Source organism: Glycomyces artemisiae (assembly GCF_003002955.1).
Classification (GTDB): domain Bacteria; phylum Actinomycetota; class Actinomycetes; order Mycobacteriales; family Micromonosporaceae; genus Glycomyces; species Glycomyces artemisiae.
This window is the reverse complement of record NZ_PVTJ01000013.1, coordinates 56,810-82,468: the sequence shown is the minus strand read 5'-3', so window position 1 is coordinate 82,468 and position 25,659 is coordinate 56,810. Positions and strand designations below refer to the sequence as shown.

Genomic DNA, 25,659 nt, shown 5'->3' with positions numbered 1-25,659 from the left:
CACCATGACGACGAGAGCAAGGACCGCCGCGGTCATCGGCGGCGGCGTGGCCGGGCCGGTCACCGCCGCGGCCCTGGTGAAGGCCGGAATCGAGGCCACCGTCTACGAGTCGTACCCCGGACGGCCCGAGGGGGTCGGCGGCACGCTCGCGCTGGCCGCGAACGGCAAGCGGGCGCTGGAGATCATCGGCGCCGACGAGGGCATCGCCGCGATCGGCGACCCCGTCTCGGCCCAGAACCTGACGATCGGGAAGCGCCACCGCTTCACCGTCCCGCAGCTCGGCGACGTCGGGCCGATGTGGACGCTGCACCGGGCGGACCTGCACCGGGTCCTCCACGAGCGGGCCGAGGCCATGGGCGTCAAGTTCGTGTTCGGCAAGCACCTCGAAGCGATCCGCGATGACGGGGACGGCGCGACCGCCGTGTTCGGCGACGGGACCGAGGCCGGCGCCGACGTGATCGTGGGCGCCGACGGCGTCCACTCCGCGGTCCGGCGCCTCGTCGGCGCCGCCAACCCGGGCCCGAAGTACACCGGGATGATCTCGTTCGAGGCCGTGTCGGAGCACGAGGTCCCGGTGGGGCCCGAGGTCATGACGTTCGCGTTCGGCAAGCGCGCGTACTACCTGTACTGGCGCCTGCCGCAGGGCGGCACGCGGTGGGGCGTGAACCTGCCGTTCGTCGACCCCCTGCCCGCCAAGGCGCTCCGCGAGACCTCCGATGAGGACTGGATGGCGCGGCTGCTGAAGATCTACGCCGACGACGACCCCGGGGCGGAGCTGCTGCGGCGCACGCCCGCCGAGCGGCTGCTGTGCCACGGTCCCCTGTGGATCATGCCGAGCGTGCCGGTGTGGCACCGCGGTCGCACGGTCCTGGTGGGCGACAGCGTGCACGCGCCGTCGAACAGCTCCGGGCAGGGGGCCTCGCTCGCCATCGAGAGCGGGATCGAGCTCGCGAGGTGCCTGCGGGACCTCCCGGTGCCCGAGGCGTTCGCCGCCTACGAGCGGCTGCGTCGGCCCCGCGTCGAAAGCATCGCCGCGAACGCCGCGAAGATCAACCGCGCCAAGGCGCCCGGCGCGTTCGCGCAGGCGGTCATGCCGCTCATGATGCCGCTGATGTTCAAGACCGCGATGGACCCGGAGAAGACCCTCGGGCCGATCCAGCGCCACCGCATCGACTGGGACGCGCCCGCCGCTGCAGGGGTATAACGGTTCCACCTACGAGGCATCGGGAGTCCCCATGACCGATCTGCACGCCGTCCTCGGCGCGACCGGCGCCATCGGCAGTGCCGTGGCCGACGAGCTGCGGGCCCGCGGCCACCGGGTCCGCGCCGTCAGCCGCCATGGCGGCGGCACCGACGGGCTCGCCGCCGACGTCACCACTCCCGAGGGCGCGGCCGCCGCATGTGAAGGGGCCGCCGTCATCTACCAGTGCGCGCAGCCGCCCTACGCGAAGTGGCCCGAGGAGTTCCCCGGGTTCACCGACGCGGTCCTCAGCGCCGTCGAGCGGTCCGGGTCCCGCCTCGTCATGGCCGACAACCTGTACATGTACGGGCCCGTCAAGGGCCCCATGGGAGAAGACCTCCCGTACGCGGCGACGAACCCGAAGGGCCGGGCCCGCGCCAAGGTCGCCGAGATGATCCTCGCCGCGCACCGCGAGGGCCGCGTGCGCGCGGCCCTCGGCCGCGCCTCCGACTACTTCGGGCCCCGCGGCCTCAACACCATCCTCGGGCCGACGGTCTTCGCCGCGGCGGCGGCCGGGAAGACCGCCCGCTGGGTCGGCGACCCCGACGTGCTCCACACCGTGTCCTACCTGCCCGACATCGCCACCGGGCTCGTCACCCTCGGGGAGCGCCCCGAGGCCGACGGGCGGGCCTGGCACCTGCCGGTGCTCACCGCGCCGACCGGGACGGAGTTCCTCGACATGGTGTGGGACGCCGCGGGCGGGCCGGGCCGGAGCGCCGCGCTGCGCCGCGGCATGCAGCTGGCCCTGGGCCTGGTCAACCCGGTCGTCAGGGAGCTCGGCGAGACCTGGTACCAGCGCGACCGCGACTGGGTCGTGGACGACACCGCGTTCCGCGCCGCGTTCGGCGAGCCGCGCCTGACCCCGCACGAGGAGGCGATCGCCGCGACCCTCGCGTGGTTCCGCGGGCGGGCCTGATTTCGCGAAAAGAGAACGACCGGGCACCGGGGCTTCGTACACTGCGCACATTTCCGTCTTCAATGGAGGCACCATGACGCAGGAATACGGGCAGGGCGGCGCTCCGGCGAGGGCGCCCCGGGAGATGAACGGGCTCGCCATCGCGGCGTTCGTCCTCGCGATCGTGGGCTGGTGCAGCCCGATCGGCATCCTCGGGCTGATCCTCGGCTACGTCGCCAAGGGCCAGATCACGCGCCGCAACAACTCCGGCGAGGGCCTCGCGCGGGCCGCGATCATCCTCGGGTGGATCTCGATCATCGCGTTCATCCTCCTCATCGTCCTGGGCATCGTGGGCGGCGTCTTCGCGAACTGGGACGAGTGGCGCCACGACTGGAACGAGCAGTACAACTAGCGGCTTCGGGCGGGGCCGCGGCCCCGCCCGATTTCCCCGATCCCCCGCCGCCGCCCCGGCCGTCGCCTACGCTTCGGGGCCATGGCATCCAACAGGACGAAAAGGACAGTGCTCGCGTTCACGGCGAGCGCGTTCGCCGCGGCGGCGGTCCTCATGGCGACCCCGGCCGCCGCGGCCGAGACCCCCGGGTTCAGGGCCGACCAGATCGCGCAGACCGCACCGGCCGACATCGGGCTCCAGGCGGGCGTCAAGGAGCGGATCGCCCACGACGACGCCGCGTTCATCAAGGTCCGCTTCGACGATGTGGCACTCGGCGCGCGCGACACGATCACCGTGGCGCGCCCGGACGGGGGCGAGTCCCGCGAGTACGGCCCGGCCGACGTCGCCGACGGCGGCCTGTGGGCGCTCTCGGTCGAAGGGGACGCCGCCGAGGTCGTGCTCAACGACCTGCCCGACGGGACGGAGGCCGCCGCGCGCGTCGCCGAGTACTCGCGGGGCCTGAACGACGCGGAACTCGACGCGCGGCCCGCCGCCGACGAGCCGTCCCCAGAGAGCATCTGCGGGAAGGACGACTCGCGCAGCGCGCCCTGCTACCGCGACTCCGAGCCGCTCATGTACGACGCGGCGCAGTCCGTCGCCAGGCTCATCATCGACGGCGAGTCGTACTGCACCGGCTGGAAGGCCGGGTACAACCGGTTCCTGACGAACAACCACTGCTTCAGCTCCGGGTCCGAGGCGCGGAGCACCGAGGTCCAGTTCGGGTTCGAGTGCGTCGAGTGCGGCGAGCCCGAGACGCGGGACCCGATCAAGGTGAGCGGCGCGAGCGTCCTCGCCACGGACTACACGCTCGACTTCACGCTGTTCACCGTGGACGACCCCGAAGCTGTGGCGGACCTGCCGGCCCTGCCGATCGCGACCGGCGGCGCCAGCGAGAACGAGAAGGTCTTCATCCCCGGCCACCCGGCCGGGAAGCCGAAGCGCATCGCCGCCGACAGCTCCTCGGAGCAGCAGGGCTCGCGCTGCCAGGTCCTCGACCCGGCGGTGCACGGGCGCGGCTGGAACACCGACCTCGACTACCTGTGCGACACCGAGGGCGGGTCCTCCGGCTCGCCGGTGATCGACCGGTCCACCGGGGAGGTCGTGGGCCTGCACCACCTCGGCGGCTGCCCGAACCAGGCGGTCCGCATGGACCGGGTGTGGCCGTACATCCGCGGGTACCTCGCGGACGACTACGCGTAGCGCATTTGAACGCGCGGGCGGCGGGGCACTCCCCCGCCGCCCGTTCCGTTTCCCGGCGCGGCACGTTTGCGCTGGTTATGGTGAGGATCAGTCGATGTGGAGGTTCCCGTGAGCGAGACGCCGACCGAAGAGCCCGCGGCCGTCGAGAAGGACGGCGGGTCCGGAGGCGGCGCGTGGCGTGTCGTGAGGTGGATCGTGGCGATGCTCGCGTGCCTGCTCGCCGTCGTCGCCGTGACCGGCGCGGTCGCCGCGTACTACGCGCGCCTGGAGCTGCTGACCACCGACCGGTTCGTGGAGCGCACCGACGTGATCGCCGAGGACGAGCAGGTGCAGGCCGCCATCGCCGAGCGCGTCACCGCCGAGATCGCGAACGCCATCGACGTCGACGCGATCACCCAGCAGGCCTCCGGCTGGGCCGGGGTCGAGGACCCGCCCGCGTACGTCAAGGACCTCATCGCCTCCGCGGCCGAGAGCCTCCGCGCCTACATCGAGACCGAGGTGAACGAGTTCGTGGCGAGCCCGGGGTTCCTCAAGGTGTGGGACGCGGCCGTCACGGAGGCGCACTCCTCGCTCGTGTCGGCCCTCGAAGGCGACAACGCCGGTTCGCTCGTCGCCGACGGGAACACGCTCACCCTGGACCTGGGTCGCGTCGTCGAGGTCGTCAAGGAGCGCTTGGCGGAGAACGACTTCGCGTACGCGGCCGACATCCCCGCGATCGACGCGCAGTACGTGCTCGTCGACTCCGACCAGGTGCCCGAGCTCCAGGAGCGCACCGACCAGCTCAAGTGGGCGGCCACGTGGCTGCCGTGGATCGCGTTGGCGCTCTTGATCATCGCCGTCGTGGTGGCGCCGCGGCGGTGGGTGGCGGCGCTCGTCGTGGGCCTGCTCGCCGCGATCCTCGCCGGGACGGCGCTGTTCGCGCTGTCGCAGGTGCGCGAGGAGTTCATCAGGCAGGCCGGGGACGCGTCGTTCGCGCCGCTCACGTACGACGCGTTCACCTCGGGCCTCAAGGGCTCCTACCTGGTGATGCTCATCGCGGCGATCGTCGTCGTGGTCGCCTCGGTCGCGGCGATGGTGCTGCGGCGCGAACGCGCGCAAGCGGAGGCGTTAACCGCGCGAGGTCGCGCCCGCGCCGGGCGGCCGCGCCGACCGCGCGCTTGACGGTGTCGTCGACGGCCGCGGCGTTCAGGACGTCCAGTGCGGCCGCCGTGGTCCCGCCGGGCGTGGTGATGTCGTCGAGGATCTCGGCCGCGGGCCGGTCGCTCGACTGCAAGTGCAGGCAGGCGCCGAGGAGCATCTGGTCGACCATGACGCGCGCGGCGTGCGGGTCCATGCCGCCGTCCACGGCCGCGGTGGTCATCGCGTCGGCGAGGTAGAACAGGAACGCCGGGCCCGAGCCGCCCACGGCGGTGATGAGGTCCATCATCGGCTCCTCGACGGTGACCGTGACCCCGACGCGGTCGAACAGGTCCTCGATCTCCGTCAGGTCGGTCCCGTCGGGGGCGGTCAGCGCGGTCGCGGCCTCGCGGGCGCGCGCGGCCACGTTCGTCATGGCGCGCACCGTGGTCACGCCCTCGGGCAGCCGCGCGGCGATGCGCCGCAGCGGCACGCCCGCGGCGAGCGACACGACCACCGCGTCCCCTTCGAGGACCGGCGCGATCTCGTCGAGCACCCCTTCGACGGCCCCGGGCCGCACCGCGACGAGCACCACGTCCGCTTCGGTCGCCGCGCTCGCGTTGTCGGTGCCCACCTCGATCCCGTACGCGTCGGCGAGCACCGCGGCCCGCTCGGCGGGCTGCGCGGTCGCCCAGATCTGCGCGGGCGGCATCCCCGATTCGAGCAGCCCGATGAGCACGGCCTCCCCGAGACTCCCCACGCCGAGTATCGCGATGTCCATGACGCACCTCCTCCCAGAGCCGAAATCTAACGGCCCCGCCCCACCACCCTCAGCGTTTCGGACGAATAGGCCCTAACCGCAGCGCCGCCGCCATCGCGGTGAGCCAGCGCTCGGTCGCGCGGGTCTGGAGGGCCCGGGCGACGGGCGCGGCCAGGCGGCTCGCGAACGTGCCGGGCACCGAGAACGAGCGGACAGTGAACCTCGTGCGGTCGCCGACCGCTTCGAGCAGGAACGCGGCCTCGCCGCGCTCGGGGTGGCCCGGGAGCGAACCGTACCCGAAGCCGGTGACCTCGGCCGTCTCCTCGGCCCACACGACGCGGCACGGGATTCGCATCACTCCGGCGAAGCGGAGCCTGACGTCGACGCCGACCGCGGCGCGCGGCCCGGTCGCCTCCGGGTGCAGGCCGCAGCGCTCGTGCAGGCCCCAGGTCATGAGGATCTCGGCGGGGCGGGCGAGCGGCGCGTCGAGCACCGCCGTGCGTTCGAGGTGGCGGTAGCCGGGCGGGAGCGGACCGGCGCGGGTGGCGCCGGTCTCGGGGTAGGTCAGGTCCATTGGGGTTCCGTTCGGGGGTTGGGGGCCTCGAAGAGGACGTGGTCGCGCAGGCGGCCGGTGGCGAGGGAGTAGCAGGGGGTGAGGCCGAGGCGGCGGAAGCCGTTGCGGGACAGGACTTTCTGGGAGGCGAAGTTGTCGGGGAGGGTCTCGGCGCGGAGCTGGTCGAGGAGGAGCTCGTCGAAGGCGACGGCCTTCGCCTGGCGCACGGCCTCGGTGGCGATGCCGCGGCCGGTCTCGGCCGCGGCGACCCAGTAGCCGACCGAGCAGGTGCGGATGTAGGGGCCCTGGACGATCGTGTTGAGCAGCAGCCCGCCGACGGGCCGCCCCCGGTCGAGGATCACATAGGAGCGGCCGGTGCCCGCGAGGGTCCGGGCCTGCGCCGCCTCGATCGAGTCGCGCACGCCCGCGAGCGTGTACGAGGCGTCGTCCTCGTCGGGCTCCCAGCGGGAGAGCAGGTCGCGGCTGGCGGCGCGGAGTGCGGCGACGGCCTCGGCGTCCTCCGGGGCGATGGGCCGGAGGCTGATCGCAGGCGCCGCCGGCGGCCGTTCGAGCATGGTCCCCCCTGTTCCGGTCGGTCCCGACCGGTCGAGCGTAGTCCCCTCGCCGCGGAGGCGTCGCGCCCTTCGGAGAGCCGCCGCGTGGGCCGCGTCCAGCGCTGCACGGCACCGGCCGCGTGGAAGCCGCGTCCTACGATGGCGGGAATGCCGTGTGCGACTGCGACCGAAGCGCATGTGAATGACCGGCAGCGGAAACCGAGGAGCCCTGATGTCCCGATCCGGCGATATCAACACGCCCGTCGCACTGCTCGCCCTCGCCTTCGTCGTCATCTACATCGCCGTGATGGCCTACCGCGCGAGAGGCGGGTCCCGGAGGCGCCGCAAGCGCGACCGGTGACCGGCGGCTCGCCGCAACGAGGGCCGCACCCGTACGGGTGCGGCCCTCGGCGTCTCCCCCGACGCGGCGCGACCTTCGGAGCGGGCGGCGCTACTTCGGTATCGGATCTGGCGCGGAGCGTTGGACGGGCGGCGGCGGGCGGATAGGTTCGGGCGATGGCGGAAGAGCGGCGCGGGGCGCGCGGGTGGGCGGCGGACACGGCGCTGTTCGCGCTCGGCGTGTTCGCGTGGCTGTACATCAGCGGCGACCGGATGCGGCTCGGGCTGCCGTCGCCGCCGTGGCTGTTCGAGGCCGACCAGCTCGCGGGAATCGTGGGGCTCGGGCTGCTGTGGCTGCGGCGCCGGTGGCCCGTGCAGGCCGGGCTCGCGGCCGCGGTGCTGTCGTCGTTCTCGGAGACGATCGCGTTCCCGCTGGTGGTGCTGCTGTACGCGGTGACCGTGCGGCGGCCGCTCAAGACCGCGGCGTGGGTGTTCGGGGCGGCGTTCGCCGCGGCCGGGGTGTACTCGCTGCTGCGCCCGCAGGAGCTGGGCGTCCTCGGGAACCTCCTGTTCGCGGTCGTCCTGTACGGCGGCATCGCGGGCTGGGGCATGGTCACACGGTACCGGAACGCGCTGCGGGCGCGCGCCGCCGAGCAGGAGCGCGACGAGCGCGAACGCGCCCGCCAGCGCGCCCGGGAGGAGCTGGCGCGGGAGCTGCACGACCTGCTGGGGCACCGGCTGTCGCTGCTGAGCCTGCACGCGGGGGCGATGGAGTACCGGTCGGACCTGTCGCCGGAGGAGCTGCGGGGCGCGGCGGGCGTGGTGCGGGAGCAGTCGCATCTGGCGATGCGGGACCTGCGGGAGGTGATCGCGGTGCTGCGGGCGCCGATCGGGGAGCTGCCGCAGCCGTCGATGGCGGACCTGCGGGCGCTCGTGGAGGAGGCGCGGCCGGGGTCGCGGATCGCGTTCTCCGCGACCGCGGAGGGGGAGGCGCCGGAGCGGTCGGGGCGCACGGCGTACCGGGTGGTGCAGGAGGCGCTGACGAACGCGCGCAAGCACGCCGAGGGCGCGGCGGTCGAGGTCGCGGTGTCGGGCGGGCCCGGCGAGGGGCTCGCGGTGGCGGTGGTGAACGGGCCGGGGCGCGACACCGGGCCCGGGTCGGGGCACGGGCTGATCGGCCTGGAGGAGCGGATCGCGCTCGCGGGCGGTCGGCTCGAATACGGGCCGGTCGGTGACGGGGGCTGGCGGGTGCGGGCGTGGCTACCCTGGACGGCATGAGCGAGCGCGTGAAGGTCCTGGTCGTGGACGACGACCCGCTGGTGCGGGCGGGCCTGCGGCTGATCCTCGGCGGGGCCGGGGACGTCGAGGTGGTCGGCGAGGCCGGGTCGGGCGCGGAGGTCCCGGCGCTGGTGGCCGAGGCGCGGCCGGACGTGGTGCTCATGGACCTGCACATGCCGGGAGTGGACGGGCTGGCGGCGACGGAGCGGCTGCGGGCCGTCCCGGGCGCACCGGAGGTGCTGGTGCTCACGGCGTTCGAGGCGGACGGGCATGTGCGGCGGGCGCTGCGGGCGGGCGCGGGCGGGTTCCTGCTGAAGGACACGCCGCCTGCGGAGATCGTGGCGGCGGTGCGGCGGGTGGCGGCCGGGGAGCCGGTGCTGTCGCCGGAAGTGACGCGGCGGCTCATCGATCTGGCGGTCGGGGGCGTCGACGACCGGCGGGGTCCGGCGCGGGAGCGGTTGCGGACGTTGAACAACCGGGAGTCGGAGGTGGCCGCGGAGGTGGGCCGGGGCCGGTCGAACGCGGAGATCGCGGCGGCGCTGCACCTGAGCGTGCCGACGGTGAAGACGCACGTGTCGGCGGCGCTGGCGAAGCTGGGGCTGAACAACCGGGTGCAGCTGGCGCTGCTGGTCAGCGACGCCGGGCTGGTGGACTGAGGCCGCCTCTCGAACCGCTTCTTCCAACCGTTGGAAAATCGCTTCCGGTTCGTGATGGTCGGCGCGTAGGGTGCCTGTCGTTGCCGAAAAGCAGCCGCAGCACCAGTTGAAAGGCGCCGCCGCATGGCACGCTTCACTCCCCCGCGCGACCCCGGCGGGCCCCTCGCGCACCCGAACGACGCCGCCGCGGTCATCGGGTGGCTCTTCAAGTCGCAGTGGCGCACCCTCCTGGCGAGCACGCTCGTGTCGTTCGCGTTCCTGGGCTGCCAGCAGTTCGTGCCGTACGTGGTCGGCAGGGCGATCGACGAGGGCCTCGTCGGCGGCGACCGCGCGGCCCTGTACTGGTGGTCGGGCGCGCTGGCGGTGTGCATCGGGATCGCGACGGTCACGGGCGTCGCGAGCTTCGTGTACATGATGTACAACCAGATGGACTCGGACTTCCGGATCCAGCGGCGCCTGGTGGACACCGTCGTCGCGGTCGGCGCGAAGCTCAGGAGCCGGGCCGACGCGGGCGAGCTGGTGGCGATCTCCGCGGCCGACGCGAACTCGCTCGCGGCGCTGTCGATGATGTTCGGGCGCTTGGCGTCCGCGCTGCTGGCGTTCGCGCTCGCGCTCACCATCCTGGCCGGGATGTCGTGGTGGTTCGTGCTCGCGGTGGGCGTGGGCGTCCCGGCGATGTTCGCGTCGCTGCGGCCGCTGTTCTTCCGGCTCGAAGCGCGCGGGCGCGAGCTGCGGTCGCGGATCGGCGAGCAGACCGGGATCGGCACGGATGCCGTTGCGGGCCTGCGGGTCCTGCGCGGCATCGGCGGCGAGGCGCACTTCAGCGCCCGCTACCGGGCCGCGTCGCGGGCGTCGATGGAGGCGGGGATCAGAGTCCGGCGCACGGTCGCGTTCCTGGAGCTGGCGCGCCTCGCGCTGCCGGGGACGCTGCTGGTCGTCGTGCTGTGGCTCGGCGCGGTGCTGACGCTGGAGGGGACGGTCACGGCCGGGGAGTTCGTGGCCCTGTTCGGGTACCTCATCGCGCTGACCAGGCCGCTGGGGTACACGATCCAGGGCGTCGACGCGTTCACGCGGGCCGTGGTGGCCTCCTCGCGGTTCCGGCGGCTCCAGGACGAGCACCCCGAGCCGTCCACCGGGAGCGGGACGCCTTGGCCCGCAGGGGAAGTGCTGGAAGACCCGGTGAGCGGGGCGCGGATCGAGCCGGGCCTGACGACCGGGATCGCCACCGCCGACGGCCTCGGCGCGACCGGGGTCCTCGACCGGCTCGGCGGGTACGGCGACGAGACCGCGCGCATCGGCTCGGTCCCGCTGGCGGCCTTCGACACCGCGGAGGTGCGCACCCGCGTCCACCTCATGGAGGCCCGCGCGCAGCTGTTCAGCGGGCCGCTGCGCGACCAGCTCGACGTGAACGGGAAGCGCACAGACGCCGACATCATGCGGGCCCTGCACACCGCGTCCGCAGTGGACATCGTGGGCGTCGACCCGTCGCTCCTGGAGAGCGACGAGGTGCCCGCCGGCGGCTACGACCTCGCCACCGTCGCGGGCGAGCGCGGCCGGAACTTCTCAGGCGGCGAGCGCCAGCGCCTCATCCTCGCGCGGGCGCTCCTGGCCGACCCGGAGATCCTCATCCTCGACGACCCGGCCAGCGCGTGCGACGCGCAGACCGAGGCGCGCATCGCCGAACGCCTTGCGAAGCATAGGAAAGGACGGACGACGGTGATCGTCACGAACGCGCCGCAGCTGCTGGCCGTGTGCGACAGGGTGACCTTCCTAGGCGAGGAGGTCACCACGGGGACGCACGCCGAGCTCATGGCGCGCCCCGACTACCGGGCGGCGGTCGCCCGGTGAGCGCGCTGCCGATCGCCTCCCCGGCCGAGACCCGCGCGTACCTGCGGCTCCTCATCGGGCGCCACCGCGCCCGCTTCGTCCTCATCGTCGCGCTCGTGATCGCGGCGGCCCTGGCGGGCATGTCGACGCCGTACATCGTCGGCGGCATGACCGACGCGTTCGCCGCGTGGGCGCGCGGCGGCGACGGCGACCCCGGCGCGGACCTGGTCTGGCAGATCCCGCTGATCCTCGTCTCGCTGCTCGCGCAGGCGGTCCTGACGTGGGCGTCGTACCGGAACCTCGCGGTCCTGTCGGAGCGGATCGTGGCCGACGTGCGCGAGGAGTTCATGGAGCGCACGCTCGCGCTCCCGCCCGCGCAGGTCGAGGCCGCCGGGACCGGGGAGCTGCTGTCGCGCACGAGCCTCGACATCGGGCAGGTGCAGCACTCGCTGGTGCAGGCCGCGCCGCAGTTCTTCACCGGGTTCGTGACAGTCGCGGTCTACGTGGCGGGGGCCTTCTGGGTCTCGCCGGTGCTCGGGGCCGCGATCCTGGTCGCCGTGCCACCCATCGTGATCGTGATGCGCTGGTACTTCAGGCGGGCGTTCCGGATCTTCCACGCCGTGCAGGCCGCGCGGGCGGACCTGACGTCGGCGGTGGCCGAGACCATCGACGGCGTCAAGACCGTCGAGGCGCTCGGCTGGCAGCGGCGGCGCATCGCGCACACCGACAAGGCGATCGACAAGCTGCTGGGCGCGCAGATGGACTCGATGCGCCTGCGCGGCAGGCTGTTCCCGGTGCTCGACTTCTCGGCGTTCCTGCCGTGCCTGACCACGCTGCTCCTCGGCGGCATCCTGACCGCGAACGGGCAGTTGACGATCGCGCAGACGACCACCGTGGTGCTCATCATGCAGATGGCCGTGGCGCCGTCGATCGAGATGATCCTGTCGCTCGAATGGGTCCAGAACGGCAGCATCTCCCTCGCGCGGCTCATCGGGGTGCGCGGGGAGCAGGCGGCGGCCGGGACGGCCGAGCCGCAGCGGGACGCGGACGAGATCGTCGAGCTCAAGGGCGTCACCTTCGGGTACGACCCCCAGAAGCCGGTGCTCAAGGACGTGGACCTGGCGCTGCGGCGCGGCGAACGGCTCGCGCTCGTCGGCCCCACCGGCGCCGGGAAGTCCACATTGGCGCGGATCATGGCAGGGATCCACCGGCCCGACGGCGGGGCCGTGCGCATCGGCGGGGCCGAGGCCGACGGGATCGGCGAGACCGCCCTGCGGCGCTTCGTGATCCTCGCGACCCAGGAGTACCACCTGTTCAACGACACGCTCGCGTCGAACCTGCGCCTCGGCGCACCCGGCGCGAGCGACGAGCAGCTGCGGGAGGCCCTCGCGGTCGTCGGCGCGGGGAGCCTGCCCGAGCGGCTCGCCGAGGGCCTGGACACGAAGGTCGGCGGGCGCGACCACGCGCTCACCCCGGCCGAGGTGCAGCAGGTGGCGCTCGCGCGCGTGATCCTCGCGGCCCCGGAGGTCATCGTCCTCGACGAGGCCACCTCGATGCTCAGCCCCAACGCGGCCAGCGACATCGAGCAGGGCCTCAACCGGATCCTGAAGGGCCGCACCGTGGTCAGCATCGCGCACCGGCTGAACACCGCGCACGACGCCGACCGCGTGGCCGTCGTCGAGCGGGGCCGGATCACCGAGCTCGGCTCCCACGACGAGCTGATCGCCGCGGGCGGGTCGTACGCGGCGCTGTGGCGGCGGTGGCACGGCTGAGGCTTGGACGCAGGCCACGGGTGGATCACGGGATGCACACTGGCAGACTGCTGGCACCGACGAACTCCGACATGACGGAAGCCCCATGACCGACACCGACGCACTGCGCAAGCGCCTCAACGAGATCCGATGGCAGCTCCGGGGCGAGGCCCGCCTGGCCGCCCTGGAGGAGCACCTCGTCGCCGTCGAGGCCGACGGCGACCGGCCCCTCCTCAACTCCGTCCTCGCGGCCCTGGTCGACTGCTACGAGTACTCGGCCGACTCGACGCGGCTCCTCGTCCCCTACGCGCGGCTCCTGCACGAGCTCGACACCGCGCCCGAGCACTTCGACGCCGCGCTCCTGCGCTCGGTGTACTGGCAGTTCAAGTGGATCGTGTACAAGCTGCGCGACCACCCCGACGTACCGCTGGCGTCCGTGGAGGACGCCCTCGTGCAGTTCCGCACCCGCTACGCCGAGGCCGGGCACTCCCTGCACCCGTACTACGAGGCCGAGCACTGGGTGGCCTACCACCTCGGCGACGACGAGCGGGCCGCCCGCGCCGCCGAGCTGGTGCGCACCACCGAGCCCGACGACATGAGCGACTGCGAGGCGTGCCGCGTCAACGACATCGGCGACATGGCCGCGTGCGCCGGGGACGACGAGGCCGCGGTGGCCGCGTGGGCCCCGCTCCTCGAAGGCGACCTGCACTGCGCACACGAGCCGCACAACACGCTCGCCGACTCGCTGCTGCCGCTCGCGCGCCTCGGCCGCCTCGACGCCGCCCGCGCCAACCACCACCACGGGTACCGCATCAGCCGCGACAAGGACGACATGCTCGGCTACATCGCCCGGCACCTGCGGTTCTGCGCACTCACCGGCAACGAGGCCCGCGGGATCGAGATCCTCGCGGCCGACCGCCGCGCCTACGGCATGCCGCTGGAGCCGTCCGTGCGCCTCCAATGGCTCGAAGGCGTCCAGGCCCTCGCCGGGGCCCTGCGCGCCCGCGGCATGGGTGAGACGCTGCTCGCCGGGCCCGAGGACCGGGACTGGACCGCCGACGACCTGCACGCCTGGGCCGACGCCGAACGGCGCGCGATGTGCGCCCGCTACGACCGCCGCAACGGCTCCACCGTCCACTCCGACCGGTCGCAGGCCCGCGTCGAACCGGCCGAGCCGTACCCGTACGTCCCGTTGGGGCTCAAGGCGCTCCCGCAGGCCGCACCGCCCGCCGCACCCGAGGAGGCCGAGGCTGTGTCCCTTGAGGACGCGCTCGTGCGGGCCCGTGCGGGCGTCGAGGACGTCGCCGAGGACCGCGTGCAGCGGTGGCTCGCCGTCGCCCGCATCGCCGAAGCCCAAGGGGCGCAACTCGACCCGTCCGACGAGGCCGAAGTGCTCCTCGCCAAGGCCGACCCGGACGGCGCCCTCGAAGCCGCCCAGGACCTCGCCGCGCTCGCCGCGAACCTCTTCGCCGAGGCCGGGCAGCCCGGGCGCGCGCTCCTGTGCCGCATCGCCAAGGCCGCGTGGGCGCTCCAGGTCGAGCCCGCCGCGTTCCGCGCGGCCGCGCCCGCACTGCTCGCCGAAGCCGACGCCCTCGCCGCGGCCGCGCCCGACGGTCCCGTCCACGTCGACGCCGTCCGCGCGCGGGCCCAGGTCCTCATGGCGCAGCTCCAGGCCGGACTCATGCTCGGCGAGCGGCCCGGACCGGACCTCGCCGCCGCGTTCGCGGCAGCGGACGCCGACCTCGCGGCCCTGGCCCCGAACCGGCGCGCGCTCCTCGTGCGCACCCAGCTCGCCCGGATGCTCCCCGAGTTCGAGACCGGGTTCGAAGGCCGCGTCGAGGCGCTGCGCGACGCCTTCGAGCTGGCCTGCGCCAACGGGTTCCGCTTCGAGACGTTCATCGGCGCGTTCCAGTACGGCGCCATGCTCAACCAGGCCGGGCGCCTCGCCGAGGCGCTCGCCGTCGCCGAGACCGGCCTCGCCGCCGTCAAGCACGACGACCCGCCGTTCCCCGTGGCCGCGCTCAACCTCACCGCCACCGAGTGCTCGATCAACCTCGGCGACGCGCGCACCGCCGAGCACTACGCCGTCCAGGCTGCCCACTGGTACGACCGCGCGGGCGAGACCGGCTGCGCGGGCGTGGCCCGGCACCTCCTCGGCAAGGCCCTCGCGATGCAGGACCGCAGCGCCGAAGCCGTGGTCATCCTCGAAGCGGCCCTAGAGGACCTGCCCGCCATGCACGAGGACGAGCACTGGCGCCTCCTCGACGCCCGCAGCCTCCTCGCCGAGCACAGCCAGCGCGCCTTCGACGCCCCCGCCGGGCTCACGCACATCCTGGAGGCCCTGCGGCTCATGGACGGCGGGCTCGCGCACCCCAACCCCGCGTTCTACGCCCAATCGGCGCACCTCGCGGGCGAACTGCTCGAACGCACCGGCGAGGCCAAGTCCGCGGTCGACGCGTACGGGCGGTCCGCGGCCGCGTGGCGCGAGCTGGGGTCCCTCTCGGCCGCCGCGAACCCGGTGCGCGCGGCCCTGTGGGCGCGCCTGCGCACCGACGACGCGGACCTGGGGGCGGCGCTGGACGAGATGCTCGCGCTCGCAAGGGAGCTCGAAGCGGACTGGCGCGACGAGGGCCACCACGAGCGGTACCGGGAGTCGTGCCGCGACGAGTACGCGAAGACGCTCCTTCAGGAGGCGCGCATGCGCGGCAACGAGAAGGAGGAGACCGAGGAGCAGTGGGCGGCGCGGCTGCTGGAGGTCGGCGCGGCGGTGCTCGACGTCGCCGAGGACGGGGAGTTCCTGGTCGACGCGGCCGTGCAGGCCGCGCACACGATGATCGCCGCCCATGAGGCGAACGGCGACTTCGCGGGGGCGCAGGCCGTCGCGGACCGGGTCCTGCACCGGCTCGGCGCCGAGCACGAGGGGCAGGCGAACTCGCTGAACGGGCACCTCGCGAACGTCAAGGAGCGCTTCGAGGACGCCGAAGACGACGAGGCCGACGAAGACGCGGCATAGCGGCGGCGCGGGCGCTCCGGTGCCGGGCCGGACCCGGAGGAGCGCCCGCGCCGTCATTTGCGCGGGAGCGTCTCTGCGAAGGCGATGCCCCGGTCGATCCAGGTGCGCAGGTCCACGTCGGAGGCGCAGATGTCGTCGCCCAGGCGGATCCAGCCGGTCACGGTGCGCCCGCCCATGACCATCGGCTCGGCGCCGTCCTCGGCGAGGAGGTCTTCATAGTCGTCCCTGGCGACGCGGACCATCGCGCCGCCCTGCCCGAGGACGGCCGCGGCCATGTTGCCGTGGACCATCCATCCGAGCCCGCCGAACATCTTCCGCTCGAACACGTACGGCCGGTTGTCGAAGACGTCGCGGATCCGCTCCGCCAGCCCCTCGTCGTATGCCATCGGGCAATCGTGCCACCGGGGTCCGACACCGGGCGGCGTCCCGCTGGCTTACGCTTGCGCCGACGGAGGAGGAAGCCGATGGCGCGCGCGTCGCGGACGCAGGAGGTGGTCGAGCGGGTGCTCGACGCCATCATCGACGGCACCATCGCGACCGGCGCGGCGCTCCCTCCGGAAGGCGTGCTCGCCGAGGAGCTGGAGGTCTCGCGGCTGACGCTGCGCGAGGCGGTGCGGCTGCTCCAGGCGCAGGGCGTCATCGTGCAGGTCCCCGGGCGGCGGCACCGGGTGGCGCCGGTCGCGCAGTGGACGGGCCTGGAGGCGGTCGTGCGGCACGCGCGCAGCGCCGGGGAGCGCGAGCGGTCCTCGCTGGAACTGCTCGAAGTGCGCATGATGATCGAGACCGGGGCGGCCCAGCTCGCGGCCGTCCGCCGCAGCGACCGGGACGTGGACGCGATGCGCCGCGAGATCGATCGGATGCGCGCGGCCCACGCGCGCACCGACGTGGCGGGGTTCGTCGAGGCGGACCTGGAGTTCCACGAGGCGGTGCTGCGGGCCGCGAACAACCGCATCCTGGTGGCGGCGCTGCTGCCGCTGACCGCGATGCTCGCGGACACGCGCAGCGAGACGAGCGCGGTGTCCGACATCCGCGAGCACGCCATCGCCGAGCACGAGTCGGTGGCCGCGGCGATCGAGTCGGGCGACCCGGTGGCGGCGCGCGACGCGATGGCGAGCCACATGGAGCAGACCAGGGGCGACCTGGTCGAATACGTGCACGGCAGGCGCTGACCGCGCGCCGGTTTGACAATCCCGGATTCGGCGGGGCATGATGGCCGTCCCGGGTTATCAGATATCTGATATCTGATGGCCGGGATCCGTAGGACCCGCGAACATAGGAGTTCCCGTGCGCGCCGAGACGCTGCTCGCCACCGTGCCCGAAGCCGCCCAGGCAGCCGCCGCCGACGTGCGCGCCGAGGCCGACCCCGACGCCGTGCTCGTCGTCCTCGACGACGACCCGACCGGGACGCAGTCCGTCGCGGGCCTGCCCGTCCTCACCGCGTGGGAGGCCGCGGACCTCGACTGGGCGCTCGCGACCGGGGCCCCCGCGGTCTACGTCCTCACCAACACCCGCTCCCTCGCCCCCGCCGAAGCGGCGCAGCGCAACCGCGAGGTCGTCGCCGTCGCCCTGGCCGCGGCCGGGCGGGCCGGGAAGCGGCTCACGTTCGTGTCCCGCTCCGACTCGACGCTCCGCGGGCACTTCCCGCTGGAGACCGACGTGCTCACCGAGGCGATCACCGCGCACGGCGGCGCCGCCCCCGCGTTCACGCTGCTCGTGCCCGCGTTCCCCGACGCCGGGCGGATCACCGTCGACGGCGTCCACTACTGGGTCGTCGACGGCGAGGCCACGCCCGTGGGCGAGACGCCGTTCGCGCAGGACGCCACGTTCGGGTTCCGCAGCTCCGACCTGCGGGAATGGGTCGAGGAGAAGACCTCCGGGCGCATCTCCAAGGCAGACGTCGCGGTCCTCGCGATCGGGACGATCCGCCGCGGGCCGGACGCGGTCGCGGCGTTCCTGCGAGGTCTGAAGGCCGAGACGGTCGTCGCGGTGGACGTCGTGGACGAGACCGACATGCGGGTGGTCGCCATCGCGCTGCACCGGCTCGAACGCGAAGGACTCGCCGCGCTGCTGCGCGTCGGCCCGCCGTACGTGCGCGCCCACATCGGGCAGGACATCGCCGAGCCGGTCACCCGGGCGCAGCTCGACCTCGCCGACGACCGCGGCGGGCTCGTCGTCGTCGGCAGCCATGTGCCGCTCACGACTGCGCAGCTCGACCGGCTCCGCGAGGACCGGCCCGGGACCGCGACCATCGAACTCGACGTCCGCAGCCTCATCGACGACCGGCGCGAGGCGCATCTGGCCGAACGGGCCGAGGCGACCGCCGCGGCGCTCGCGCACGGCACCGTCGTCGTCCACACCACGCGCGAGCTCGTGACCGGCCGCGACGGCGAGGAGAGCCTCGACATCGCCCGGAAGGTCTCCAGCGGCGTCGTGGACCTCGTCGCCCGCGTGCTGGCGCTCGCGCCGCCGCGGTTCGTGGTCGCCAAGGGCGGCATCACCTCCAGCGACACCGCCACCGAGGGGCTGGGCATCCGGCGCGCCACCGTCGTCGGCCCGATGCTCCCGGGCATCGTCTCCCTGTGGCGGCCCGAGGCCGGGCCCGCCGTCGGCATCCCCTACATCGTCTTCGCGGGCAACGTCGGCGAGGCCGACTCGCTCGCGCAGGTCGTCGGCACGCTGGCGCCGCTTGCAAGCCAGCCATGAAACCCAGTGCCGACTGACACCGTCCCCAGATTGGAAGAACACACAATGGACAGCAACGTCGCTGTGATCGGCCTCGGCGCGATGGGCCTGCCCATGGCCGCGCGCCTGGCCGAGCGCTTCACGGTGCGCGGCTTCGACATCGCGCCCGAACGGCTCGCGCTCGCGGCCGAACGCGGGGTCGCGCCCGCGGCCACCGCGGCCGAGGCCGCCGCCGGGGCCGGGGCGGTGCTCGTCGCCGTCCGCACCGGCGAGCAGCTCGACGACCTCCTCTTCGGCGCGAACGGCCTCGCCGGGCACCTCGCGCCCGGCGCCGTCGTGATCCTCACGAGCACCGTGGGGACCGACGGGATCGCCGCCACGGCCGCGCGGCTCGCCGAGCACGGCGCGCGCCTGGTGGACGCGCCGCTCTCCGGCGGCCCGGTCCGCGCGGGCGAGGGCGACCTGCTCATCGTCGTGGGCGCCGAACCCGAAGCGCTGCAACAGGCCCGGCCCGTACTGGAGCAGCTCGCCTCGACGCTCACCGTCGTCGGCGACAAGGCCGGGGACGGCCAGGCGCTCAAGACCGTCAACCAGCTCCTGTGCGGCGTCCACATCGCGGCCGCCGCCGAGGCGCTCGCGCTCGCCGACGCGCTCGGCCTCGACCGGGAGCGGACCCTCGCGGCGCTCACCGCCGGGGCCGCCGACTCGTTCATGCTCGGCAACCGCGGCCCGCGCGCCCTCCAGGCCTACGACGACGGCGGCGCCGAAGTGCTCAGCCGCCTCGACATCTTCGTGAAGGACCTCGGGATCGTCGGCCGCGCCGCCCGGAACGCGCACCTCGCCGCGCCCGTGGCCGCCGCCGCCGAGCAGCTGTTCCTCCTCGGCGAGGCCCAGGGCCTCGGCGCGCTCGACGACTCCGCAGTCATCCGCGTCGTCGCCCCCGAGCGCCGCGACGGCAAGGGGGCGTAGGCGATGGGCTACACGCTGCCGCTCCCGGCGCTCATCGCGGTCGGCCTCGCCGGCATCGCGCTGCTGCTGCTCCTCATCATCAGGTTCAAGGTCCAGTCGTTCTACGCGATCATCCTGACCTCGATCGTCGTCGGCGTCGCCGCGGGCCTCCCGCTGACCACGATCGCCGCCACCGACACCGAGCCCGAGCGGCTCGGCGTCGTCCAGGCGATCATCGCGGGCGTCGGCGGGACCCTCGGGTCCGTCGCCGTGCTCGTCGCGCTCGGATCGATGCTCGGGAAGATCATCGAGATCTCCGGCGGCGCGGAATCGCTCGCGGGCAAGTTCACGAGCTGGCTGGGCCCCAAGCGGGTCGCCGTCGCGCTCACCGCGGCCGCGGCGATCCTCGCGATCCCGGTGTTCTTCGACGCCGGGTTCATCATCCTCGTCCCGATCATCTACGCGTTCGCGAAGGCCGCCGGGGTCAACCCGATCAAGTTCGGCCTGCCGGTCGCGGGCATCATGCTCGCGGTGCACGTCGCGGTCCCGCCGCACCCGGGCATCGTCGGCGGCGCCGCGGTCCTCGGCGCGGACGTCGGGTGGATCACCATCCTGTCGCTGCTCATCTCGATCCCGCTCGCCGTCGCCGCGTACTTCCTCGGCAAGTGGTTCAACCTGCGCGAGTTCGCGATGATCCCCGCCGCCAAGGAGATGTTCGACGCCTTCGGCACCGAGGACGGCCCTCGGAACGGGACCCTCGCCGACGGCGAGAAGGCCCCGAGCGCCTGGACGATCCTCGGGATCATCGTGCTCCCCTTGGCGCTCATCATGGTCGGCACCACGATCGCCCCGATGTTCCCGGCCGGGAGCACCTGGAACGGCGTCCTCGCGATGGTCGGCCAGCCGATCTTCGCGCTCGTCGTCGCCATCGCCGCCGCGATGTTCGCGCTCGGCGTGCGCCGCGGCTGGTCCGCCGCGAAGCTCGGCGAGGTCATGGAGTCCGCCCTCCCGGCCGCGGCCGTGATCATCCTCGTCACCGGCGCGGGCGGCGGCTTCGGCCGCATCCTCACCGAGACCGGCATCGGGGGCGCCGTCGCCGAGACGCTCGCCGACGCGGGCATCCCGGTCCTGCTGGCCGCGTTCCTCATGTCGCTCATCATGCGCGCCGCGCAGGGGTCGGCGACCGTGGCGATCACGACGACCGCGGGCCTGCTGCTGCCGACGGTCCAGGCCATGGGGTCCGACTCGGTGCACCTCGCGCTCGTCGCGCTCGCGATCGGCTACGGCGCGCTGGGCCTGAGCCACGTGAACGACTCCGGATTCTGGATCGTCACGCGTTACCTCGGACTGTCCGTCAAGGACGGCCTGCGGGTGTGGACGCCGATGACGACGGTGCTCGGCCTGCTCGGCTTCGGCTTCGTCGCGGCGCTCTACGCGCTCATCCCGGCCGGCTGACCCGCGCGCCGACGGGCCGGACTCCACGGGGGTCCGGCCCGTCGGCGTTCACGCGGCGGTGCGGAACCGGTTGCGGTACTCGGTGGGGGTGGTGCCGAGCTGGCGGCGGAACGCCCGGATGAGCGTGTCGACCGTGTTGAAGCCGCACGCGGTCGCGATGCGGTCGAGGGTGTCGTCGCCGCCTTCGAGGCGGTGCCGGGCGGCCTCGACGCGCGCGGCCTCCACGTACGCGGCGGGCGTGCGGCCCAGCTCGGCCTTGAAGACGCGGGTGAGCTGGCGCTCCGACAGGTGCGCGAGGCGGGCGAGGTCGCCGATCGCGAGCGGGTCGGCGAGGTGCCCGGCGATGTGGTGACGCAGGTCCTCGACGCGGCGGGTCGTGGAGACCGGTTCGAGGGGCACGCTGAACTGGCTCTGGCCGCTGGGCCGCTTGAGGTACATGACGAGCTGGCGGGCGACGCGCAGGGCCGCGGCCTCCCCGTGGTCCTCGGCGACCAGCGCGAGGGTGAGGTCGAGGCAGGCGGTGATGCCCGCGCCGGTCCACACGCGGCCGTCGCGGATGAAGATCGGGTCGGCGTCGACCTCGACGGCGGGGTGCTCGGCGGCGAGCTGGGCCGCGGTGGACCAGTGGGTGGTGGCGCGGCGGCCGTCGAGGAGCCCGGCGTCGGCGAGGATGTGCGCGCCGACGCAGACCGACGCGATGCGGGCGGTGCGGGAGGCGAGGGCCTTCACGCGGGCGACGACCTCGGGGTCGGCGGCGGCGCGCAGTCGCCCGTCGGGGCCGGGTTCGACGCGGCCGGGGACGATGAGCGTGTCGATCGGGCCCGAGAGGGCGTCGAACGTGGTGTCGGGGAGGACGCGGACGCCCGCGAAGGTGGTGACGGGCGCGTCGGTCTCGGCCGCGAGGACCACGCGGTAGTCCGCCGTGTCGCCGAGTTCGCGCTTCAGGAGCGCGAACACCTCGGGCGGGCCGGTGACGTCGAGGAGGTCGACGCCGTCGAAGAGCACGATGACGACGAGGCGCTGGTTCACCGGCCCGACGCTACCAGGGGCATGTCCGGATCTGCAAGTTGCTCGACATTGCGGACATGCTCCGTCGGTCGTAGCGTGGAGCCGGGCCGCCGGACGGCGGCCGGAACCAGAGGAGGAAACCCATGGGCGCCATCACGTTGCGCGAGGTCATCGGCCTGGACCGGACCCCGGCGAAGCTGTCGGACTCGACGCTGGTGCTGATCGACTACCAGAACACCTACACCCGCGGCGTCATGGAGCTGGAGGGCTGGGAGCCCGCGCTCGACGCCGCCGCGGACCTGCTCGCGCGGGCCCGCCGGGCCGGGACCAGAGTCGTCCACGTCGTGAACGACGGCGGCCCCGGACCGTACGACTACAGCGCCGAGATTGGGCAGATCCATCCGAAGGTCGCGCCGATCGAAGGCGAGGAGATCGTGGTCAAGACCGCCCCGGACGCGTTCGTGGGCACCGGGCTCGGTGATCTCGTGGGCGCCGCCGGGAAGACGGACCTGGTGGTCGCCGGGTTCATGACGCACATGTGCGTGGCGTTCACCGCGCAGGGCGCGTTCCTGCGCGGCGACCGGCCCACCGTGGTCGCCGACGCGTGCGCGACCCGGCCGCTGGGCAGCGCCGTCGGCGAGGCGTCCGCCAAGGAGCTGCACACCGCGGCGCTCGCCACCGTGGCGGACCTCTACGGCGTCGTCGTCGCGACCGCCGACGACCTGGGCTAGGCCTGCTCCCACGCGAAGCCGTCGGGGTCGGTGAAGGACCCGCCGGTGCCGCCGATGGCGATGCGGTGCGAGCCGGAGCCCTCGGGGTCGACGAACGCGGTCTTCTTGAACGCCTTGCGCGGGTAGAGCGCGAACTTGACCTGACCGTCGCCCGCGGCGAACTCGGTGTACTTGCCGCCGTAGCTCTTCTCCACGACCAGGCCGTGGTCCACATAGAACCGTTTGGAGGCCTTCATGTCGGCGGTGCCCAGGAGCAGCACGACGTCGGTGTACTGCTTCTCCGCCGGCGCGGTGTCCTTCTTCGAGGAGGACGCGAACTTCAGGACCGTGCCGTCAGGGGCGCGCAGGACCCCGCCGTAGCCCCAGAAGGACTTCTCGGCGGCCTTGACCACGGTGGCCCCGGCGTCGATCGCGGCCTGGAACAGCAGGTCCACGTTCGCGGGCTGCGCGGCGATGAAGTCGAGCGTGAAGCCGCGGAAGCCGGAACTCGGCGCGTCGGAGGCGCGGAACTTGAGCGGGACGCCGGGCCCGAAGGCGGTCGTGTAGAAGTCCTCGGCGGCCTTCGGGTCGGCGGCCTCGATGGTGATCTGTTCGATGTAGGTCATGCTCAAAGGCTATTTCCGGGACGGGCCCCCGCGCTTCTCGATTCGTGATCGCTTCGGGGGCCCGCCCCGGGAGGGGCTCAGGTGACGACGCGGAACGTCGCGTCCGCCCGTTCCGTCGCCGTCGAGACCGGGTCGAGCCGCAGCAGGTAGTCGTAGTGCCTGATGTACCGCGTCGGGTAGTTGTACGAGGTGAACGAGCTCCACGAGGAGTCCGCCAGCCCCGCGACGCGGTTGAAGGTGGCGTCGGCGCTGAACTGGGACGTCGCCTCGCGCGGGGCGAGCACGAAGTCGTAGTTGAAGTGCCGCAGGAAGTACCCGGGGTAGTTCACCGATTCGAACGAGACCGCGCTGGAGGACGCCAGGCCCGGGACCAGCCGGAACTGCGCGTCGGCGGCCGGGCTGACCCCGGCGTCGATGCGCACGTCGAAGTTCGAGTGGCGCACGTACCGGTCCTGGAAGTTGTAGGACTGGAGCCGGTTGAACACGGGCGCCTGGTAGCGGTTCAGGACCCGGGTCTTCTCCGCAGCAGTGATGTTGAGGACGAAGCCGTGGCGCTTCAGGTTCGCGCCCAGGCTGTACCCCGAGGTGGTGCGGTAGCCGGAGACGGCAGCGGGGTTGGTGGTGAGCACGGGCATGTACCCGCGGCCCGTGGCGTACTGGTCGAGCCACAGCGCCCATTCGGTGCGGTCGTTGAACTTCGCCCACATGGGGCCCTCGACGCCGCCGCCGGTGAGGTTCGCGAGGTCGCCCAGGCGCGTCCACGTGCCGGTGAGGGAGTTCGCGCCCTCGATGACGATCTGCGTGGTCTTGGAGGCGCGGTAGTAGCGGTAGCCGCCGGTCGACGCGGGGACCTCGACGATCTGCGTGTCGATGAGCCCCTCGTTCCCCGCGAGGTTGATGTAGACCTGCGGGGTGGTGATGGTGCGGAAGTCGGTGGTGCGGGCGCTCCAGATGCGGTGCTTCTTGACGCCGTTGAGGGTCGAGTTGGTGGCCCAGTAGAGGAGGTAGTTCCCGGCCGCGGCGTCCCAGATCGCCTCGGGGGCCCAGGCGTTCCCGGCGTCCCCGATGGAGTTCGCGACGCCGAGGAGCCACGGGGCGGACCAGTTGACGAGGTCGGTGGACTCCCACACGACGAGGTTGCGGCTGCCGCGGTTGGCGGCGTCGTCCCAGGAGGTGCCCGAGCCGATGCGCAGGTCGGTGGCGACGATCCAGTACCGGTTCCCGGCCTGGTTGCGGATGAGCACGGGGTCGCGCACGCCCTGGGTGCCGATCGGGCTGCGCAGCACGATCTGGCTCCGGTTGAGGTCGGTCCAGTTGAGGCCGTTGTCGCTGGCGGCGAGGTAGATCTGCTCGCCGCCGGCGCCTTCGCCGATGAAGTGGACCATGAGGTAGCCGGTGTAGGCGGTCTGGGCCGCAGCGGCGCCGGGGAGCGCTGCGGCGAGCGGCACCGCGGCGGCCGCGGTGAGCAGTCCGCGGCGGCTGAGCCGCGCGGAAGGCGATGAGGACATGGCCACTCCAATAAGGTGACAGGCAGCCGGAACAGATGATGTGAAGGCTAACATCAACACATTGAGACAGTCAACATCATCTATTTAGTTGACTCTCGGAGGAGCCCCGCCCGTGACATTCGTCAAGGGAAGGTCGTGACGGGCGGTCGAGGCGCCGGGGCCCGTTCGAAGCGAAGCTCTATGCATGAGCAACACGAGCACTCCTCCGGCGGTCGCCCTCGGCGGCCTGCGGAAGCACTACGGCGACGTCGCCGCCGTCGACGGCATCGACCTGGAGATCCGCCCCGGCGAGGTCGTGGCCCTCCTGGGCCCCAACGGCGCCGGGAAGTCCACCGCCATCGACATGATCCTCGGCCTCACGACGCCCGACGCCGGGAGCGTCGCGGTCTTCGGCCGCTCCCCCGCCGAGGCCGTGCGCGAAGGCGCCATCGGGGCGATGCTCCAGAACGGCACGCTCCTCGACGACCTCACCGTCGCCGAGACCGTGCGCCTCGTCGCCTCCCTGCACCGCAAGCCGATCCCCGTCGAGCGGGCCCTGCGCCGCGCCGGGTGCGAGGACCTCGCCGCCCGCCGCGCCAACCGCCTCTCCGGCGGCCAGGCGCAGCGCGTGCGCTTCGCCATCGCGCTCGTCTCCGACCCCGCGCTCCTCGTCCTCGACGAGCCCACCGCCGCCATGGACCCGGCCACGCGCCGCGACTTCTGGAAGGCCATGTACGAGGACACCGCGGGCGGGCGCACCGTCCTGTTCGCCACCCACTACCTCGAAGAGGCCGAGGAGTACGCCGACCGCGTGGTTCTCATGAACGGCGGCCGCATCGCCGCCGACGGCACGGTCGCCGAGGTCAGGGCCGTCGCGGGCGGGCGCACCATCCGCGCCGCCGTCCCCGGCGCCGACGCCGCGGCGCTCCTGGCGCTGCCCGCGGTCACCGCGTGCGAGCTGCGCGACGGCCGCGCCCGGATCGCCACCGCCGACTCCGACGCCACCCTGCGGGCGCTCCTCGCCGCCCATCCCGGCGCGCGCGACATCGAGATCGCCGCCGCCGGGCTCGAATCCGCCTTCCTCTCCCTCATCAGCGACTAAGGAGCCTG

General features: G+C 73.3%; 23 protein-coding genes. 16 read left to right on the top strand and 7 right to left on the bottom strand.

Annotated features, from left to right (window positions below; genetic code table 11):
* Window positions 1–4 precede the first annotated feature (4 nt).
* From B0I28_RS24780 to B0I28_RS24765, 4 genes are all read left to right on the top strand, one after another.
* The gene (locus B0I28_RS24780; RefSeq protein WP_106366542.1) at window positions 5–1,204 is read left to right on the top strand and encodes an FAD-dependent oxidoreductase; all 1,200 of its coding nucleotides are present in this window, start codon (window positions 5–7) and stop codon (window positions 1,202–1,204) included.
* Between the two features lie 31 nt (window positions 1,205–1,235).
* Window positions 1,236–2,156, top strand: a complete 921-nt coding sequence (locus B0I28_RS24775; RefSeq protein WP_106366541.1) for an NAD-dependent epimerase/dehydratase family protein — start codon at window positions 1,236–1,238, stop codon at window positions 2,154–2,156.
* Window positions 2,157–2,229: 73 nt separating this feature from the next.
* Complete coding sequence (locus B0I28_RS24770; RefSeq protein ID WP_106366540.1) at window positions 2,230–2,547, top strand: DUF4190 domain-containing protein; 318 nt, start codon at window positions 2,230–2,232, stop codon at window positions 2,545–2,547.
* A gap of 81 nt (window positions 2,548–2,628) precedes the next feature.
* The gene (locus B0I28_RS24765) at window positions 2,629–3,786 is read left to right on the top strand and encodes a trypsin-like serine peptidase (RefSeq protein WP_146148232.1); all 1,158 of its coding nucleotides are present in this window, start codon (window positions 2,629–2,631) and stop codon (window positions 3,784–3,786) included.
* Window positions 3,787–4,816: 1,030 nt separating this feature from the next.
* On the opposite strand, the gene proC is transcribed toward B0I28_RS24765, so the two are convergent.
* From proC to B0I28_RS24740, 3 genes are read right to left on the bottom strand one after another with little or no spacing between them, the layout of a single operon-like run.
* A complete protein-coding gene (gene proC, locus B0I28_RS24750; protein WP_219926977.1) occupies window positions 4,817–5,683 on the bottom strand; it encodes a pyrroline-5-carboxylate reductase in 867 nt (288 codons plus the stop codon).
* A gap of 49 nt (window positions 5,684–5,732) precedes the next feature.
* Window positions 5,733–6,236: a DUF1990 domain-containing protein gene (locus B0I28_RS24745; protein ID WP_106366536.1), complete on the bottom strand. Its 504-nt coding sequence runs from the start codon at window positions 6,234–6,236 to the stop codon at window positions 5,733–5,735.
* A complete protein-coding gene (locus B0I28_RS24740) occupies window positions 6,227–6,790 on the bottom strand; it encodes a GNAT family N-acetyltransferase (protein ID WP_181245953.1) in 564 nt (187 codons plus the stop codon). Before B0I28_RS24740 ends, B0I28_RS24745 begins: the two co-directional genes overlap by 10 nt.
* Window positions 6,791–7,001: 211 nt before the next feature.
* On the opposite strand from B0I28_RS24740, the gene B0I28_RS28380 reads away from it, so the two are divergent.
* From B0I28_RS28380 to B0I28_RS27515, 6 genes are all read left to right on the top strand, one after another.
* The gene (locus tag B0I28_RS28380; protein ID WP_281260956.1) at window positions 7,002–7,130 is read left to right on the top strand and encodes a hypothetical protein; all 129 of its coding nucleotides are present in this window, start codon (window positions 7,002–7,004) and stop codon (window positions 7,128–7,130) included.
* Window positions 7,131–7,285: 155 nt separating this feature from the next.
* Window positions 7,286–8,386, top strand: a complete 1,101-nt coding sequence (locus B0I28_RS24735) for a sensor histidine kinase (protein ID WP_106366534.1) — start codon at window positions 7,286–7,288, stop codon at window positions 8,384–8,386.
* Window positions 8,383–9,042, top strand: a complete 660-nt coding sequence (locus B0I28_RS24730) for a response regulator transcription factor (protein WP_106366533.1) — start codon at window positions 8,383–8,385, stop codon at window positions 9,040–9,042. The genes B0I28_RS24735 and B0I28_RS24730 overlap by 4 nt, the downstream gene beginning before the upstream one ends.
* A gap of 123 nt (window positions 9,043–9,165) precedes the next feature.
* Complete coding sequence (locus B0I28_RS24725) at window positions 9,166–10,890, top strand: ABC transporter transmembrane domain-containing protein (protein ID WP_106366532.1); 1,725 nt, start codon at window positions 9,166–9,168, stop codon at window positions 10,888–10,890.
* A complete protein-coding gene (locus B0I28_RS24720) occupies window positions 10,887–12,641 on the top strand; it encodes an ABC transporter ATP-binding protein (protein ID WP_106366531.1) in 1,755 nt (584 codons plus the stop codon). The genes B0I28_RS24725 and B0I28_RS24720 overlap by 4 nt, the downstream gene beginning before the upstream one ends.
* A gap of 85 nt (window positions 12,642–12,726) precedes the next feature.
* The gene (locus tag B0I28_RS27515) at window positions 12,727–15,633 is read left to right on the top strand and encodes a hypothetical protein (protein ID WP_181245952.1); all 2,907 of its coding nucleotides are present in this window, start codon (window positions 12,727–12,729) and stop codon (window positions 15,631–15,633) included.
* Window positions 15,634–15,686: 53 nt separating this feature from the next.
* Here the strand turns inward: B0I28_RS27515 and B0I28_RS24710 are convergent, their stop codons facing one another.
* Entirely contained in the window at window positions 15,687–16,019 is a 333-nt protein-coding gene (locus B0I28_RS24710; RefSeq protein ID WP_106366530.1) for a TfoX/Sxy family protein, read from the bottom strand.
* A gap of 78 nt (window positions 16,020–16,097) precedes the next feature.
* Between B0I28_RS24710 and B0I28_RS24705 the strand changes: the two genes are divergently transcribed.
* The 4 genes from B0I28_RS24705 (at window position 16,098) to B0I28_RS24690 (ending at window position 20,718) form a co-directional block, all read left to right on the top strand.
* The gene (locus B0I28_RS24705) at window positions 16,098–16,802 is read left to right on the top strand and encodes a FadR/GntR family transcriptional regulator (RefSeq protein ID WP_106366529.1); all 705 of its coding nucleotides are present in this window, start codon (window positions 16,098–16,100) and stop codon (window positions 16,800–16,802) included.
* 115 nt (window positions 16,803–16,917) lie between these two features.
* Complete coding sequence (locus B0I28_RS24700; protein ID WP_106366528.1) at window positions 16,918–18,336, top strand: four-carbon acid sugar kinase family protein; 1,419 nt, start codon at window positions 16,918–16,920, stop codon at window positions 18,334–18,336.
* A gap of 45 nt (window positions 18,337–18,381) precedes the next feature.
* Window positions 18,382–19,284 (top strand): NAD(P)-dependent oxidoreductase, encoded by a 903-nt coding sequence (locus B0I28_RS24695; RefSeq protein ID WP_106366527.1) that lies wholly within the window; start codon window positions 18,382–18,384, stop codon window positions 19,282–19,284.
* 3 nt (window positions 19,285–19,287) lie between these two features.
* Window positions 19,288–20,718 (top strand): GntP family transporter, encoded by a 1,431-nt coding sequence (locus B0I28_RS24690; RefSeq protein ID WP_181245951.1) that lies wholly within the window; start codon window positions 19,288–19,290, stop codon window positions 20,716–20,718.
* 48 nt (window positions 20,719–20,766) lie between these two features.
* Here the strand turns inward: B0I28_RS24690 and B0I28_RS24685 are convergent, their stop codons facing one another.
* A complete protein-coding gene (locus tag B0I28_RS24685; RefSeq protein WP_106366526.1) occupies window positions 20,767–21,747 on the bottom strand; it encodes a GlxA family transcriptional regulator in 981 nt (326 codons plus the stop codon).
* A 122-nt stretch (window positions 21,748–21,869) separates the two neighbouring features.
* Between B0I28_RS24685 and B0I28_RS24680 the strand changes: the two genes are divergently transcribed.
* Window positions 21,870–22,457, top strand: a complete 588-nt coding sequence (locus B0I28_RS24680; RefSeq protein WP_106366525.1) for an isochorismatase family protein — start codon at window positions 21,870–21,872, stop codon at window positions 22,455–22,457.
* Here B0I28_RS24680 and B0I28_RS24675 read toward each other — a convergent pair.
* The gene (locus B0I28_RS24675) at window positions 22,454–23,062 is read right to left on the bottom strand and encodes a VOC family protein (protein WP_106366524.1); all 609 of its coding nucleotides are present in this window, start codon (window positions 23,060–23,062) and stop codon (window positions 22,454–22,456) included. The genes B0I28_RS24680 and B0I28_RS24675 overlap by 4 nt on opposite strands.
* A gap of 77 nt (window positions 23,063–23,139) precedes the next feature.
* The gene (locus B0I28_RS24670; protein ID WP_106366523.1) at window positions 23,140–24,570 is read right to left on the bottom strand and encodes a glycoside hydrolase family 43 protein; all 1,431 of its coding nucleotides are present in this window, start codon (window positions 24,568–24,570) and stop codon (window positions 23,140–23,142) included.
* 184 nt (window positions 24,571–24,754) lie between these two features.
* Here B0I28_RS24670 and B0I28_RS24665 point away from each other — a divergent pair, with 184 nt between their 5' ends.
* The gene (locus B0I28_RS24665; protein ID WP_106366522.1) at window positions 24,755–25,651 is read left to right on the top strand and encodes an ABC transporter ATP-binding protein; all 897 of its coding nucleotides are present in this window, start codon (window positions 24,755–24,757) and stop codon (window positions 25,649–25,651) included.
* Window positions 25,652–25,659 lie beyond the last annotated feature (8 nt).